The sequence below is a fragment of the Streptomyces sp. cmx-4-9 genome, from assembly GCF_046548835.1.
GTDB lineage: Bacteria > Actinomycetota > Actinomycetes > Streptomycetales > Streptomycetaceae > Streptomyces.
The window spans coordinates 58,879-74,148 of the sequence record NZ_JAEBEE010000010.1 but is presented as its reverse complement, the minus strand read 5'-3'; the positions used below and the strand labels follow the sequence as shown (position 1 = coordinate 74,148).

The 15,270-nt window shown below is 73.7% G+C and carries 12 protein-coding genes; 6 read left to right on the top strand and 6 right to left on the bottom strand.

Annotated elements, in window-relative coordinates; translation table 11 throughout:
- Window positions 1–420: 420 nt before the first annotated feature.
- Window positions 421–1,641: an amidohydrolase family protein gene (locus ACLJTM_RS29010; protein ID WP_411106718.1), complete on the bottom strand. Its 1,221-nt coding sequence runs from the start codon at window positions 1,639–1,641 to the stop codon at window positions 421–423.
- 131 nt (window positions 1,642–1,772) lie between these two features.
- Here ACLJTM_RS29010 and ACLJTM_RS29005 point away from each other — a divergent pair, with 131 nt between their 5' ends.
- From ACLJTM_RS29005 to ACLJTM_RS28995, 3 genes are all read left to right on the top strand, one after another.
- The gene (locus tag ACLJTM_RS29005) at window positions 1,773–4,880 is read left to right on the top strand and encodes a BTAD domain-containing putative transcriptional regulator (protein ID WP_411106717.1); all 3,108 of its coding nucleotides are present in this window, start codon (window positions 1,773–1,775) and stop codon (window positions 4,878–4,880) included.
- 172 nt (window positions 4,881–5,052) lie between these two features.
- On the top strand, window positions 5,053–5,241 hold the full coding sequence (locus ACLJTM_RS29000) for a hypothetical protein (protein WP_411106716.1): 189 nt from the start codon (window positions 5,053–5,055) through the stop codon (window positions 5,239–5,241).
- Between the two features lie 246 nt (window positions 5,242–5,487).
- Entirely contained in the window at window positions 5,488–6,240 is a 753-nt protein-coding gene (locus ACLJTM_RS28995) for a class I SAM-dependent DNA methyltransferase (protein WP_411106715.1), read from the top strand.
- Between the two features lie 114 nt (window positions 6,241–6,354).
- Here the strand turns inward: ACLJTM_RS28995 and ACLJTM_RS28990 are convergent, their stop codons facing one another.
- Window positions 6,355–8,085, bottom strand: coding sequence for a FadD3 family acyl-CoA ligase (locus ACLJTM_RS28990; protein ID WP_411106714.1), 1,731 nt, complete (start codon window positions 8,083–8,085; stop codon window positions 6,355–6,357).
- A 92-nt stretch (window positions 8,086–8,177) separates the two neighbouring features.
- On the opposite strand from ACLJTM_RS28990, the gene ACLJTM_RS28985 reads away from it, so the two are divergent.
- From ACLJTM_RS28985 to ACLJTM_RS28975, 3 genes are read left to right on the top strand one after another with little or no spacing between them, the layout of a single operon-like run.
- Window positions 8,178–9,329, top strand: a complete 1,152-nt coding sequence (locus ACLJTM_RS28985; protein ID WP_411106713.1) for a lipid-transfer protein — start codon at window positions 8,178–8,180, stop codon at window positions 9,327–9,329.
- Between the two features lie 11 nt (window positions 9,330–9,340).
- Complete coding sequence (locus tag ACLJTM_RS28980) at window positions 9,341–9,799, top strand: Zn-ribbon domain-containing OB-fold protein (protein WP_411106712.1); 459 nt, start codon at window positions 9,341–9,343, stop codon at window positions 9,797–9,799.
- Window positions 9,796–10,572 carry an enoyl-CoA hydratase/isomerase family protein gene (locus tag ACLJTM_RS28975; RefSeq protein ID WP_411106711.1) on the top strand — a complete coding sequence of 259 codons (777 nt, stop codon included), beginning with the start codon at window positions 9,796–9,798 and terminating at the stop codon, window positions 10,570–10,572. Before ACLJTM_RS28980 ends, ACLJTM_RS28975 begins: the two co-directional genes overlap by 4 nt.
- Window positions 10,573–10,599: 27 nt before the next feature.
- Here the strand turns inward: ACLJTM_RS28975 and ACLJTM_RS28970 are convergent, their stop codons facing one another.
- From ACLJTM_RS28970 to ACLJTM_RS28955, 4 genes are all read right to left on the bottom strand, one after another.
- Window positions 10,600–11,085: a hypothetical protein gene (locus ACLJTM_RS28970; RefSeq protein WP_411106710.1), complete on the bottom strand. Its 486-nt coding sequence runs from the start codon at window positions 11,083–11,085 to the stop codon at window positions 10,600–10,602.
- A gap of 203 nt (window positions 11,086–11,288) precedes the next feature.
- Entirely contained in the window at window positions 11,289–11,783 is a 495-nt protein-coding gene (locus tag ACLJTM_RS28965) for a peptidylprolyl isomerase (protein WP_411106709.1), read from the bottom strand.
- 55 nt (window positions 11,784–11,838) lie between these two features.
- Window positions 11,839–14,265 carry a PQQ-binding-like beta-propeller repeat protein gene (locus ACLJTM_RS28960; protein ID WP_411106708.1) on the bottom strand — a complete coding sequence of 809 codons (2,427 nt, stop codon included), beginning with the start codon at window positions 14,263–14,265 and terminating at the stop codon, window positions 11,839–11,841.
- Between the two features lie 154 nt (window positions 14,266–14,419).
- On the bottom strand, window positions 14,420–15,214 hold the full coding sequence (locus ACLJTM_RS28955) for a VOC family protein (protein WP_411106707.1): 795 nt from the start codon (window positions 15,212–15,214) through the stop codon (window positions 14,420–14,422).
- Window positions 15,215–15,270: the final 56 nt, after the last annotated feature.

Sequence of the window (15,270 nt, the reverse complement as noted above, 5' to 3'; positions counted from 1 at the left end):
GCAGGGGGCACCGGGGAGCTTGCGGCTTATGTACGGCCACAGACGGGCGGCGGCCGCTATGCCGAGCCGCAGGGGTCATGGTCTGATGCGTCGCCCGACTCGGCCGCCCATCGCTGGCCGGCCCGAATGTTGGCCGGTCCCCGGTGAGCGTCCTTTTGGGGGGTTCCCGACAGTCCTTGTCTTTCCGGGGCGGGACGGCCGGTCAAGGGTGGCCGAAGGCCATCGCGTAGCGACGCGACGAAGGAGCGCCCTTGACGGGCCGTCCCGCCCCGGAAGGACCCTGGGACTGACGGGAAACCCCCACACCTCCCTGATACCGCCCAGGCACCGCAGAGCCCCCCGAAGCCCCCGCCCCACCCCACCGACACCGCCCCGCCACCCCAGACCCTCCGAAGCCCCCGCCCCGCGAGCCCCCCACCCTCACCGGCCCGGCCACAACCCCTCCGGGGTCAGGCCGAGGAGGTCGATGGCGTTGCCGCGGACGATGCGGTCCACCACCTCCGGGTCCAGGTGGCCCATCTGGGACTCGCCAACCTCGCGGGACTTGGGCCAGGTCGAGTCCGAGTGGGGGTAGTCCGTCTCGTAGAGGACGTTGGCGACGCCGATCGAGTCGAGGTTCTTGAGGCCGAAGGGGTCGTCGAAGAAGCAGCCGAAGACGTGCTCGGCGAAGAGTTCCGACGGCGGCCGGTGGACCTTGTCCGCGACGCCGCCCCAGGCGCGGTTCTCCTCCCAGACCACGTCGGCGCGTTCGAGGATGTACGGGATCCACCCGATCTGGCCCTCCGCGTACATGATCTTCAGGCGGGGGAAGCGCTCGAACTTGCCGCTCATCAGCCAGTCCACCATCGAGAAGCAGCAGTTGGCGAAGGTGATGGTGGAGCCGACGGCCGGCGGGGCGTCCGCCGAGGTCGAGGGCATCCGGGAGGACGAGCCGATGTGCATGGCGATGACCGTGCCGGTCTCGTCGCACGCCTGGAGGAAGGGGTCCCAGTCGTCCGTGTGGACGGACGGCAGGCCGAGGTGGGGTGGGATCTCCGAGAAGGCGACCGCGCGTACGCCGCGCGCCGCGTTGCGGCGCACTTCGGCGGCGGCCAGGCGGGCGTCCCACAGGGGGACGAGGGTGAGGGGGATCAGGCGGCCTTGGGCCTGGGGGCCGCACCACTCCTCGACCATCCAGTCGTTGTAGGCCCGTACGCCGAGCAGCCCCAGTTCGCGGTCCTGTGCTTCGGTGAAGGTCTGTCCGCAGAAGCGCGGGAAGGTGGGGAAGCAGAGGGCGGACTGGACGTGGTTGACGTCCATGTCGGCGAGCCGGTCGGGAACCGAGAAGGACCCGGGGCGCATCTGCTCGTAGGTGATGACTTCCAGTTTGATCTCGTCGCGGTCGTACCCGACGGCGGTGTCGAGGCGGGTGAGGGGCCGGTGCAGGTCTTCGTACACCCACCAGTCGCCTATCGGCCCGTCGTCGCCCTTGGCTCCCATCACGGGGGCGAACTTGCCGCCGAGGAAGGTCATTTCCTTCAGGGGGGCGCGGACGACGCGGGGGCCGATGTCCTGGTACTTGGACGGGAGCCGGTCCCGCCAGACGTGAGGGGGCTCCACCGTGTGGTCGTCCACCGAGATGATCTTCGGGAAGGTCTCCATACTCGCTACGGTAGCGCCTATCTGACGAACCGTCAGCTAGTTGGGAGCCCATCGGTCCGCTACGGGCTGACGTGTACGCGCATGACAGGGCAGACTGGCCCTTACACCGACGGAAGGCAGGGGGACGACAGATGGACGGCGTACCGGCCATCCCGCACCCGCGGAAACACCCCGAAGCAGCCCGGCCCACCGCCCTCGCCGCCCAACCGGCCCCCGGAGGTCCGGTTTCCGCCGGCCGCCCGGCCGCCGCCCCCGTCACGGGCGCGCCCTCCGCCGGGTCTCCCGTCACCGGGTCGCCCGTCACCGGGTCTCCCTCCCCCGGGGCGCCCTCCTCCGGGTCCCGGTTCGCCGTCCTCGGACCCATCCGCGCCTGGCGCGGCGCCGACGCCCTGCCCTCCGGCACCCCCCAGCAGCGCGCCCTGCTCGCCGTGCTGCTGCTGCGCGACGGGCGCACCGCCACCGCGCCCGAGCTGATCGACGCCATCTGGGGCGAGGACCCGCCGCAGCAGGCCCTCGCCACCATCCGTACGTACGCCTCCCGGCTGCGCAAGGTGCTCGACCCGGGGCTGCTGGTCACCGAGTCCGGTGGCTACGCCGTCCGGCTGCGCTCCGCCGCCACCCTCGACCTCGGCGTCGCCCGCGGCCTCGCCGCCGACGCGGAGGCGGCCCGGACGGCCGGCGACCGCACCCTCGCCCGTACGCTGCTGGCCCGCGCCCTGGACCTGTGGGAGGGCGAACCCCTCGCCGGGGTGCCCGGTCCGCACGCCGAGACCGAACGCACCCGCCTCGCCGAATGGCGCCTCCAGCTGCTGGAGACCCGCCTCGACCTGGACCTGGAGGTGGGCCACCACGCCGAGGCCGTCTCCGAGCTCACCGCCCTCACCGCCGCGCACCCGCTGCGCGAGCGGCTGCGCGAGCTGCTCATGCTCGCCCTCTACCGCAGCGGGCGGCAGGCGGAAGCCCTCGCCGTGTACGCCGACACGCGCCGGCTGCTGGCCGACGAGCTCGGCGTCGACCCGCGGCCCGAGCTGTCCGCGCTCCAGCAGCGCATCCTGAACGCCGACGCCGACCTCGCCCGCGCCGAGGAACCGGTGGCCGCGGCCGCTTCCGTCCACGTAAGGCCGGCCCAATTGCCCGCCACCGTGCCCGACTTCACCGGCCGCGCCAGTTTCGTCGACGAGCTCGGCGCGATCCTCTCCGGCGGCGCCGAGGGCCAGGTCATGGCCGTGTCCGCGCTGGCGGGCATCGGCGGCGTCGGCAAGACCACGCTCGCGGTGCACGTGGCCCACGCCGCCCGCCCGCACTTCCCCGACGGGCAGCTCTACGTCGACCTGCAGGGCACCGAGGCCCGCCCCGCCGAGCCGGAGGCGGTCCTCGGCTCCTTCCTGCGCGCCCTGGGCACCCCCGACAGCGCCATCCCCGACTCCTCCGCCGACCGGGCTGCGCTCTACCGCTCCACACTCGACGGCCGCCGCGTCCTGGTCCTGCTCGACAATGCCCGTGACGCAGCGCAGGTGCGTCCCCTGCTGCCCGGCACCGCGGGCTGCGCCGCCCTCGTCACCAGCCGGGTCCGCATGGCGGGCCTGGCCGGGGCGCACCTCGTCGACCTCGACGTGATGAGTCCCGAGGAGGCCCTTCAGCTGTTCACGCGCATCGTGGGCGCGGAGCGCGTGCGCGCCGAGCGGCAGGCCGCCCTCGACGTCGTGGGCGCCTGCGGGTTCCTGCCGCTGGCCATCCGCATCGCCGCCTCCCGGCTCGCCGCCCGGCGGACCTGGACGGTGTCCGTCCTGGCGGCCAAGCTCGCCGACGAACGGCGCCGCCTCGACGAGCTCCAGGCCGGCGACCTCGCCGTGAAAGCCACCTTCGAGCTGGGCTACGGACAGCTGGAACCCGCTCAGCAGCGGGCGTTCCGCCTGCTGGGGCTGCCCGACGGCCCGGACATCTCGCTGGCTGCGGCGGCGGCCGTGCTCGATCTTCCCGAGTACGACACCGAGGACCTGCTGGAGGCTTTAGTCGACTGCTCCCTGCTCGAATCGGCCGCGCCGGGCCGCTACCGCTTCCACGACCTCGTACGCCTCTACGCGCGTGCGTGCGCCGAACGCGACGAGCAGCCGGCGAGCGCCCGCGGGGACGCCCTGGACCGGCTGCTGGACTTCTACCTGGCCACGGCCTCCGGGGTGTACGCCCTGGAGCGCCCGGGCGACCGCCTCCCGGCGCACCTGTCGGCGACCCGCCACCCCGGGCTGTCCTTCACGGAGCCGCGCGCCGCCCTGGACTGGCTGTACGCGGAGGCGGACCCGCTGCTGGCCTGCGTACGGCAGGCGGCGGCGCGCGGCGGTGGGGCGCACGTGCTGCGCCGTGCCGTGGACCTGCTGTGGGCGGCGAAGGACCTCGCGGAGTCGGGGGCGAACTCCAAGCAGTACGAATCGGCCGCGGGGGCGGTGCGTGACGCGGCGCGGGCGGCGAAGGACCCGCGGGCCGAGGGCCGGGCCCGGACCACGCTGACCATGGTCTACCTGGTCTCGGGCCTGAACGCCGAGGCCGACGACGAGGCGCGGCAGGCGATGGCGCTCGCCCGGGAGGCCGACGACCCGCTGCCGAGCTGCTGGGCGCCCAACGACCGCGGGATCATCGCGCTGCACCAGGGCCGGTACGCGGACGGCGAGCGGTTCCTGCTGGAGGCCATCGAGAACTTCCGGGCCGACGACAACAACATCGGTGAGGCGAGCGCCCTGTGCAACCTCTCCCGCATCCACGTGATGCTGGGGCGGTTGAGCAGCGCCATAGACCTGGCCCAGCAGGGCATCGCCATCTACGACCGGATGGGCCTGACCCTGCGGCTGGCCAACGGCCGGTACGCGCTGGGCATCGCCCTGACGCAGGCCGGGCGGCTCGGGGAGGCCCTGGCGCAGCTCACCGAGGCGCTGTCCCTCTTCCACGAGAACCGGCAGCCGCTGTGGGAGGGCGTGACCCACTTCCGGCTGGCGGAGGCGCACCTGGCCGCGCGCCGGCCGACGCTGGCGGCCTCGCACGCGGAGCAGGCCATCGCCCTGCGCGGGATCGGCGGGGAGTGGCGGCGGGCCACGGTGCTGACGGTGCTGGGCAAGGCGCTGCGGCAGCTGGGGCAGAGCGACCGGGCGCGGGCGTGCTGGCGGGACGCGGAGACGGTGTTCGCGCAGCTGGGGTCGGCGGAGCTGGCCGAGGTGCGGGCGCTGCTGGCTTCGGAGCTGGCGGCCTGAGCGGGGGCTGTGGCCGCTGAACGCGGCGTTCATCGTTCGTTTATCGCTTCCCGGCACGATAGGTGCATCGACCCGGCGCGTCGGGGGGCCTACCGGGTCGGTCGGAGGATTACCCGTTCGGCGGTCATCGGGGGAATCGCCGAGCGGGCCCGACCCATCCAGAGGAGATCCGATGACGACGAACGAGAACATCCTGCCGAACGACGGCGACACGAAGCCGCTCGACAACCACGCCTCGGGCGTCGAGATCGAGACGCTGGACAACCACGCTTCGGGCGCCGAGATCAAGCCGCTGGACAACCACGCCTCGGGCGAGGAGATCCAGACGCTGGACAACCACGCGTCCGGGCCGCGTCCGTAGGGACACGGGCACACCGGCACACGGGGACACAGGACGGCCCCACGCCGCACGGGGGAACCACGGGGGGACCGGGGGGACACGGGGAGCGGCGGCGCGGGGCACGGGGGGTACGGGGGACGGGGGTCCCGGGGGGGGGGAAGCACGGGGGAATGGCGGTCGCGGTGGCCCGGAGGGGGAGCCATCGCGGCCGCCGCATCCGTGTGTCCGCCATCGGGCGGGGCGGGGCGGGGCGCATAGGGTGGGCGCGTGTTCACCTCCCAGGGGCCGAGCGTCCGCGAGCTGACGGTGCAGGCCCTCTCCTCGGTGGAGCGCGGGTACGACCTGCTCGCTCCGAAGTTCGACCGCACGCCGTTCAGGACTCCGGACCGGATGCTCGACGCCGTGGAGGAGACCCTCGCCCAGCGGCTGGGCTCCTTCGGCCCCGGGCTCGACGTGTGCTGCGGTACGGGTGCCGGGCTGGGCATGCTGCTGCGGTTGTGCGGTGGCCGGGTGACCGGGGTGGACCTCAGTGCGGGCATGCTCGCCGAGGCCGGCCGGGCCCACCCGGACGAGCGCGTGGACCTGGTGCGGGCCGACGTACGGGAGCTGCCGGCGCGGCTCGGCGGTGCGTACGACCTGGCGGTGAGCTTCGGGGCGTTCGGGCACTTCCTTCCGGCCGAGCGCCCCGCGGTGTTCGCGGGGGTCCGTGCGGCGCTGCGCCCGGGCGGGCTCTTCGCTTTCCCGATCGGGGCGCCGATCCCGCCGAGTTCTCCGGTGTGGTGGGCGGTGTCCGGTTTCGACGCGGTGATGCGGGTGCGCAATGCGGTATGGCGGCCGCCGTTCGTCATGTACTACCGGACGTTCCCGTTCGGCGGGGTGCGCCGCGATCTGCTGGCGGCGGGCTTCACGGTGGAGACCGCGCCGCTGGAGCACTTCGGCCGGCTGCCGTCGGGTGCGCCCCGGTGGCGGCTGGTCCTGGCGCGGCGGCCGGACCGGCAGGACGCCGTCCGGGGCGGCTGAGCCGGCCCCAGGCTGCCCGGACCGGCCAAACCGTCCAGTCCGGCCGGATCTGTCAGACCGGCCGGTCCGGCCCGGCCGCCTGTCTTCGTTACGCCCGGGTGCGCAGTTCCTTCGTTACGCCCGGGTGCGCAGTTCGCGTTTGAGGACCTTTCCGCCCGCGTTGCGCGGGAGTTCGGTGACGAATTCGACGGTGCGCGGGACCTTGTAGTTGGCCATCTCCCGTCGGCTCCAGGCGATCAGGTCGTCCGCGGTGAGGGTGGAGCCGGGGCGCCGGACGGCGAAGGCCTTGCCGACCTCGCCGAGGCGGGCGTCCGCGACGCCGATGACGGCGACGTCGGCGATGTCCGGGTGGAGGCACAGGAGTTGCTCGATCTCGGCGGGGTAGGCGTTGAAGCCGCCGACGATGAACATGTCCTTGATCCGGTCGGTGATGCGCAGATTGCCGGCGGGGTCGAGGACGCCGACGTCGCCGGTGCGGAGCCATCCGTCGGGGGTGATCGCCCGGGCCGTCTCGGCGGGGTCCTCGAAGTAGCCCCGCATGACGTGGTGGCCGCGGACCCACACCTCGCCCGCGGTTCCGACGGGCTGGGGGGCGCCGTCCCGGTCGGCGATGCGCACCTCGGTGCCGGGGACGGGGCGTCCGGAGGTGGCGGCGATGACCTCGGCGGGGTCGCCGCGGCGGCACATGGTGACGATGCCGCCGGCTTCGGAGAGCCCGTACGCGGTGAGGACGACGTCGATGTGGAGTTCGCCGCGGAGCCGTTCGACCAGCCGGAGGGGGACGACGGCGGCGCCGGTGACGACGAGGCGCAGGGCGCCGAGGTCGTGCTGGTCGCGGTGGGGGTGGTCGAGGAGGGACTGGTGGAGGGTGGGCGGGCCGGGGAGCACGGAGATCTGTTCGGCGGCGATGTTGGCGAGGACGGTGTCCACGTTGAAGACGGGCTGGGGGATCATCGTGGCGCCGCGCATCAGGCAGGCGATGATGCCGGCCTTGTAGCCGAAGGTGTGGAAGAAGGGGTTCACGATCAGGTAGCGGTCGCCCTCGCGGAGTCCGGCGAGTTCGCTCCAGACGGCGTAGCAGCGCAGGGACTGGGCGTGGGTGATGACGGCGCCCTTGGGGCTGCCGGTGGTGCCCGAGGTGAAGATGATGTCGGAGGGGTCGTCGGAGGGGATGGCGGCGGCCCGGGCCCGGACGGTGGCCGCGGGGACGGCGTCCGCGCCGGCCAGGAACTCCTTCCAGGTGCGGAAGGTGTCGGGGGCGTCGTCGGCAAGGACGACGACCTGTTCCAAGTGGGGCAGGCCGGGGAGGGGTCCGGTGCCGGGGCCGTCGGCTGCGGCGCGGCGGAGGGAGGCGACGTAGGAGGTGCCGAGGAAGGTGCCGGTGACGAAGAGGAGCCGGGTCCGGCTGCGTTGGAGGACGTAGGCGGCTTCGGCGCCCTTGAAGCGGGTGTTGAGGGGGACGAGTACGGCGCCGGCCGTGACGGCTCCGAGGGCCGAGACGATCCACTCCAGGGTGTTGGGGGCCCAGACGGCGACGGTGTCGCCGGGGGCGACGCCGGCGGCGATGCAGGCGGCCGCGGCGCGTTCCACGCGTTCGCCGAGGTCGGCGTAGCTGATCCGGGTGCGGCCGTCGACGACGGCTTCCCGGTCGGCGAAGCGTGCGGCGGCGTCCTGGACCAGAGCGGCGATGCTGCCCCAGCGCAGGTCCCCGCGCGGATCCTCCGAAGCGTCACCGCTCTGCGTCCCGTACTCCCCGTACGCGGCGCCCTGCCAGGCTTCGTACGCGGTACCGCGTGCAGAGCCGCGTGCGGAGCCGCGCTGCGCCTGGTGTCCGTCCTCGCCCATCGTCCACCCTCCCCGGTGCCAGTAGCTGACTATCCGTCAGATTAGCTGTAGCCTTCGCGGCTGTCAGTACTGGCGCACCCCCGGAGGTGGCGATGGCGGCAACGCTCAAGGACGCTACGGCGATAGTCGGCATCGGGCAGACCGCCTTTGCCAAACGGCTGCCGCAGTCCGAGAAGGAACTGGCCTGCCGCGCCATCCTGGCGGCCCTCGACGACGCGGGCATCGACCCGTCCGAGGTCGACGCCTTCTCCTCCTACACCATGGAGGAGACCGACGAGGTGGAGGTCGCCAAGGCCATCGGCGCCGGCGACGTCACCTTCTTCTCCAAGATCGGCTACGGCGGCGGCGGCTCCTGCGCCACCGTCGGCCACCTGGCCTCCGCCGTCGCCACCGGCCAGGCCTCCGTCGGCGTCGCCTGGCGCTCCCGCAAGCGCGGCTCGGGCCCGCGCCCCTGGAAGAACACCGCCGTCCAGCTGCCCACGCCCGGCCAGTGGACCCGGCCCTTCGGCCTGCTGCGCCCCGCCGACGAGATCGGCATGCTCGCCCGGCGCTACATGCACGAGTACGGAGCCACCCGCGACCACCTCTTCAACGTGGCCATGGCCTGCCGCAACCGGGCCAACGAGAACCCGGCCGCGATGATGTACGAACGCCCGCTGACCCGCGAGATGTACATGACCTCCCGCATGATCAGCGATCCGCTCTGCCTCTTCGACAACTGCCTGGAGACCGACGGCGCCCTCGCCTGCGTCATCGTCTCCGCCGAGCGGGCCCGGGACTGCCGGCGCAAGCCCGTCTACGTGCACTCCGTCGCCCAGGGCCTGCCCGCCCAGCACCACGGCATGGTCAACTACTGGAACGACGACCCGCTGTCGGGGCCCGCCTGGACCGCCGCCCGGCACCTGTGGAAGCAAGCCGACTTCGGGCCCGGGGACGTGGACGTCGCCCAGATCTACGACGCGTTCACCCCCCTCATCCCGCTCTCCCTGGAGGGCTACGGCTTCTGCGGTCGCGGCGAAGGCGCCGCCTTCACCGAGGGCGGGGCCCTGGAGATGGGCGGCCGGCTCCCGCTGAACACCGGCGGCGGCGGACTGAGCGAGGCCTACGTGCACGGGTTCAACCTGATCAACGAGGGCGTGAAGCAGCTGCGCGGCAGCTCCACCGCCCAGGTGCCGGGCGCTGCGACCTGCCTGGTCACGGCGGGCGAGGGTGTCCCGACGTCCGCGATCCTGCTGCGCGCCTGAGGAGGCGACCGATGACCACCACGACTTCCGGCGGCGACGACCGGCTGCTGCTGCCCGTGCCCGACGAGGACGGCGCCCCCTTCTGGGAGTACGCCGCCCGGGGCGAGCTGCGCGTGCAGGCCTGCACGGCCTGCGGCCGGCTGCGCTTCCCGCCCCGCCCGTGCTGCCCGCACTGCCGGTCCTTCGACGGCGAGTGGCGGCTGATGAGCGGGCGCGGCCGGATCTGGTCGTACGTCCGGCCCCATCCGCCGCTGCTGCCCGCATACGCCGCGCAGGCCCCGTACAACGTGATCCTCGTGGAGCTCGCCGACGCCCCGCACATCCGGCTCGCGGGGAACCTCGTGGCCTCGGCCGACGCCCCCCTCGACTCGGTGGACCCGGTGCGGCTGCGGATCGGCGCCCGCGTCCAGGTGGCCTTCACCGAGACGGACGGGATGGCCGTGCCGCGCTGGATCCTGGAGAAGCCGTGACGCTGCGGGTGGACCGGGACCAGGCGCCCGGGGTGGCCGTCCTCACCCTGGACCGGGAGCACCGGCACAACGCGATCGACCTGGAGACGGCGGGGCAACTGTCCGCCGCATGGCGGGAGTTGCGTTTCGACCCGGACGTGCGGGCGGTCGTGCTGACGGGCGCGGGGTCGGCGGCGTTCTGCACCGGCATCGACCGCGGCGTGCAGGTGCCGCAGCCGCCGTCCCCCTACTCGGTCGACGATCCGCTCCTGGCGATCGGTCCCAAGGCGTGCGACCTGTGGAAGCCGGTGATCGCCGCGGTCAACGGCATGGCCTGCGGCGGGGCCTTCTACCTGCTGGGCGAGGCGGACTTCCTGATCGCCTCGGACAGCGCCACCTTCTTCGACCCGCACACCACGTACGGGATGGTCAGCGCCTACGAGGCCGTCTACATGGCGCAGCGGATGCCCTTCGGGGAAGTCGCCCGGATGTCCCTGATGGGCACGGCGGAGCGGCTCTCCGCCCGGCGGGCCCACGAGATCGGCCTGGTGTCGGAGCTGACCGGGCCGGACGGCCTGCTCCCGGCGGCGCTGCGGGCGGCGCAGACCCTGGCCGGCTTCCCGACGGAGGCGGTGCAGGGCACCGTACGGGCCCTGTGGTCGGCGAAGCAGGCCGCGCTCCGGCAGGCCCTGGCCCAGGCGCCGGCCCTGATCGCCCTGGGCAACCTGGCCCCGGAGCGGCAGGCGGAACTCTTCGGCTCCCGCCGCCTGGGCCCGGAGTTCCGACTGCGCTGAGGCGCACGGGCCGGCTGCCCGGTGGCGCTACCCCTTCTCGACGGGGCCGACGGTGCAGTCCGCCACCTGCGCGGCCGCGCCGGGCAGCGTCATGGCGACGGTGACCGTCTTCGTCTCGCGCGCCTTGAGGGCGACCCGGACGGAGGCGGTGTCCAGCGGGACGCGCTTCCCGTCCTCGAAGACCACCGGGACCCTCACGGTGCGTGCGGCGTCGACATCGGAGGTGACCTTGACGGTGGCCTCGGTCCGTCCCGCGCCGACGCAGGTCACGACGACCGCGTGGGCGGGCGGCGCGGTCCGGCTGGGCGAGGGGCCGGCGGAGGCGGAGCTGCCGCTGCTGCCGTGGGACTTCTTCTTGCTCTTGGAGCTGGAGCACCCGCCCCCGCTGCTGCTCTTGCTCTTGCTCTTCCCGCTGCTGCCGCCGCTGCTCCCGCCGCTCGACGAGAACCCGGTCAGGGCGAACACGACGGCCACCAGCACTGCGGTGAACCTGATCCGGCGTCTTGCGTTCATGGCGCGCTGCCTCCCCCTCGGACGGACGGCGGGAACGGTACCGCACTTCCCACGCGCACCGGGGAAACGTCCGTGCGGCCGCCGCGCGGCCGTGGGCGGGGGCGTCGTGGGGTCCACCGGGTGGGACGGCGCCGCCGGATGTGACGGCGGCCCCGGCCCCCGGGAGGGGGCGGGGCCGTCCAGTCGTGCGGGTGGGCCGGGGATCAGGCCTCGACGACGCCCGACTTCGCGATCTGGATCTTGCTGCGGGTGCCGCCCGAGGGGGAGCCGAGCTTCTCGATGGCGTCCACGACGTCCTGGCCCTCGACGACCTCGCCGAAGACGACGTGCTTGTTGTCCAGCCACGAGGTGACGACCGTGGTGATGAAGAACTGCGAGCCGTTGGTGTTGCGGCCGGCGTTCGCCATCGACAGGAGGTACGGGCGGTCGTGCTTCAGCGTGAAGTTCTCGTCCTCGAACTTCTCGCCGTAGATGCTCTTGCCGCCGGTGCCGTTGTGGTTGGTGAAGTCACCGCCCTGGAGCATGAACTGCGGGATGACGCGGTGGAAGCCGGAGCCCTCGTAGCCGTAGCCGTTCTGGCCGGTGGCCAGCTCGCGGAAGTTGCGGGCGGTCTTCGGGACGGCCTCGTCGAAGAGGTTGAAGACGATGCGGCCCGCGGGGGCACCGTCGATGGTGATGTCGAAGAAAACGTTGCTCATGGGGTCCATCCTGTCACTCCCGGTGCGTCGCGCGACCCGGCGGGGCCCGCCGTGGTCAGGCGCTGGTACGGGTGCCCGTGCCTTTCGCCGCATCGAGGGCGTACACGCAGCGGTCCTTGCTGCACGCGTAGACCACGCCCGCCTCGGCGACCGGGGCGCCCGTGATCTCCCCGCCGGTGGCCAGCTTCCAGCGGAGCTGGCCGCCCGCCGCGTCCAGCGTGTACAGGCAGTGGTCGGCCGAACCGAAGTGCACCCGGCCGTCCGCGACGGCCGGCAGGCCGGTGATCTCACCGCCCGCGGCGAAGCGCCACTTCGGGGTGCCGGTGACGGCGTCGAGCGTGTACAGGGCGCTGCCCGCGCCGAGGTGGACGTTCCCGTTGGCCACGAGCACCGGGTCCGCGCAGGTCCGCGTCTCGGTGGCGATGCGCCAGCGGTCCTTGCCGGTGGCCGCGTCCAGGGCGTAGACGGTGCCGAGGTGGTCGGCGAGGTAGACGCCGCCGCCGGTGACGGCGGCGCCGGGGGCGAAGGCCGGGGGCGCGAGGAAGGGCGCGGGCGCCTCGAAGTGCCAGCGGACCCGGCCGGAGGCCCGGTCCACGGACAGCACCCGGGTGCCCGCGCAGACGTAGACGTTGCCGTCGGGGGCGGGGGTGACCCGTACGGGGACGTTTCCGCAGGAGCCCGCGTCGCCGACGGGGTAGGACCAGGACTCGCGGCCGCTGCGGGCGTCCAGGGCGCGCAGCCGCGCGTCCTGCCACACGTACACGGTGCCGTCGTGCAGGACGGGGGCGGCTTCCGGGGTCTCGAAGTCGCTCTGGGCGCCGGTGAGCTCCCACAGCTTCTGGCCGTTGGAGGACTCCCAGGCCTGTACGCCGCCGCCGCGCGTGGCGGTGACGACGGTGCCGCGCTCGGCGCGCAGGGCGTACACCCACGCGTCGGTGGACAGCCGCCAGCGTTCGGCGCCGTCGGAGGCGTCGAGGGCGTAGAGGGAGGGGCCGTCGGAGGCGTGGATGCGCCCGTCGGAGACGGCCATGGACCAGGCGACGTCGCGGGTCTTGAACTGGCGGCGGCCGCTGGCCACGTCCAGGGCGTGCACCTCGAAGGAGGTCACGTAGAGCAGGTCGCCGGAGACGGTGGGGGTGCCCCAGACCTCGTTGGACATGCGGAAGCGCCACGGGCGCCAGCGGCCGCTGTCCGGGCCTGCGGCGGGCGCGGGCACCGTCGGCCCGGTGGCGGGCGGGCCGGACGGCAGGGCGGCGGTTCCGCCCGGGGGGCGGACCCATGCGGTGGCCGAGTCGGCGGCGGAGTGCCCGGCGGGCGCCGCGGCCGTGGCCCGCGGGCCGGGGCCGATCGGCACCGGGGAGCCGCCGAGGCGTACGGGGTCGCCGGAGGGCGCGGGGGCCATCGGCGGGTGGTGCGGGCGCTGCGGGACGGCCTGGCCGGTCCGCGGGTCCAGCCAGGGGTCGACGCCGCGCTGGCGGCGGTGGGTGGCGGGCCCGGAGATGGGCCCCCGGGGCCCCGCGCCGCCGGCGGCGGGACGGGATCCGGACGAGGGGCCCGGGGAGGGCAGCACGGGCGCGGGGGGCGTACGGTGCCCGGCCCGGCGGGCCTCGATCATCGCGACGGCCCGGCCGGGCAGCCACGCGGAGGCGGTCCCGCTCTCGTCGTCGCCCTCGAAGAGGTGCGGGGCGAGCTGCGCCTGCAGGTCGGCCGGGGTGGGCCGCAGGGTGGCGTCCATCTGCATGCAGGACTCGATCAGGGGCCGCAGTTCGTCGGGCAGGCCCTCCAGGTTGGGTCCCTCGCGCAGCAGCATGAAGACCGTCTCGACCGGGTTGGCCCCGTGGTAGGGCGGGTGCCCGGTCGCGGCGAAGACCAGGGTCGAGCCGAGGGAGAACACGTCGCTGGCGCCCTTGACGCTGCGGGAGTCCTTGGCCTGCTCGGGAGACATGTACGCGGGGGTGCCGACGGCGACGTTCGTCATGGTCAGGCGGGTGTTGGAGACCCCGCTGGCGATGCCGAAGTCGATCACGCGCGGCCCGTCCTCGACGACGAGCACGTTGGACGGCTTCAGGTCGCGGTGGACCAGGCCGGCCCCGTGGATGGACTGCAGGGCCTCGGCGATCCCGGCGGCGAGCCAGCGCACGGCCTGGGCGGGCATGGGCCCGCACTCGTTGACGATCTCCTCCAGGGAGGGTGCCGGGACGTACGCGGTGGCCAGCCAGGGGACGGCGGCCCGCGGGTCGGCGTCGACGACGGCGGCGGTGTAGAAGCCGGACACGGCGCGGGCGGCCTCGACCTCGCGGGTGAAGCGCACGCGGAAGAGCTGGTCCTCGGCGAGCTCGGTGCGCACCGTTTTGATCGCGACCCGTCGTCCGGACGCCGACCGCGCGAGATAGACCAGCCCCATGCCGCCGGCGCCGAGCCGTCCCAGCACCTCGAAGGGGCCGATCCGTCTCGGGTCGTGCTGCGTCAGCTGCTCCACCACTCGCCTCCACACCTCCCCGTACGAGCCCTCGCCGGACCCGCTTCCACCAGCACGCGCACCGGCACGGGGCCTGCCCCGTGCAGCGTCTCACCCCCGGACGCAGCCGGGTCGCGCAACCCCGATTCTGTCAGGCCCGCGCCGGGTACGGCCCCGGCTACGCGGCCGGCTTCGCCGCGGGTTGCGACAGGAGCCCGAAGACGGCCCCCTGATTGTCGGCGACGACGGCGATCCGGCCGTACGGGGTGTCGAAGGGATCGGCGGTGACCCGGCCGCCGAGCCGCTGCACGGTGATGACGGCCTGGTCGCAGTCCGGGACCGCGAAGTAGGCGAGGAAGTGGGCGGGCATGACCTCCGGGAAGGCGTCGGTGATCAGGCTGCGGCCCATGACGGCGGTGTCCGCTCCGGGGGTCCTGCCGGGTGGGGACCAGATGCGGTATTCGACGCCGGCGTCGTCCTGGTCCTGCGGCACGTAGCCGAAGACCTTGGCGTAGAAGGCGTCGACTGCGTCGCGGGCCCGGGTGTAGACCTCGGTCCAGCAGTACGCGTTCGGCTCCTGCCGGGCTTCGAAGCCGTGGTGGGTACCGGGCTGCCAGAGGCCGAAGACGGCGCCGCCGGGGTCGGCGGCCATGCCGGCGGTGCCGTAGGGGCCGACCGGCATGGGGTCCATGACGAGCTGGCCGCCGGCGGCGCGGATGCGCTGGGCGCAGGCGTAGGCGTCGGAGGTGTAGAGGTAGACGCCCCAGACGGTGGGCATACGGCCGTCGGGCTTGGGGGCGAGGGCGGCGACGTTGCGGCCCTGGCTGTAGGCCTGCGTGTAGCCGCCGTACTCGGTGCCCGCGCCGGCGCCGAAGGTCCATCCGAAGAGCTCGCCGTAGAAGCGCTTGCCCGCCTCGACGTCCGGCAGCGAAGCGTCCACCCAGCAGGGTTCGCCTTCCGCGAATGCGGCCATGAGCCCGGTTCCTTCCGTTGCGCGGGGGTTTGCCCCCTCCCACCCTCTCCCAGCCA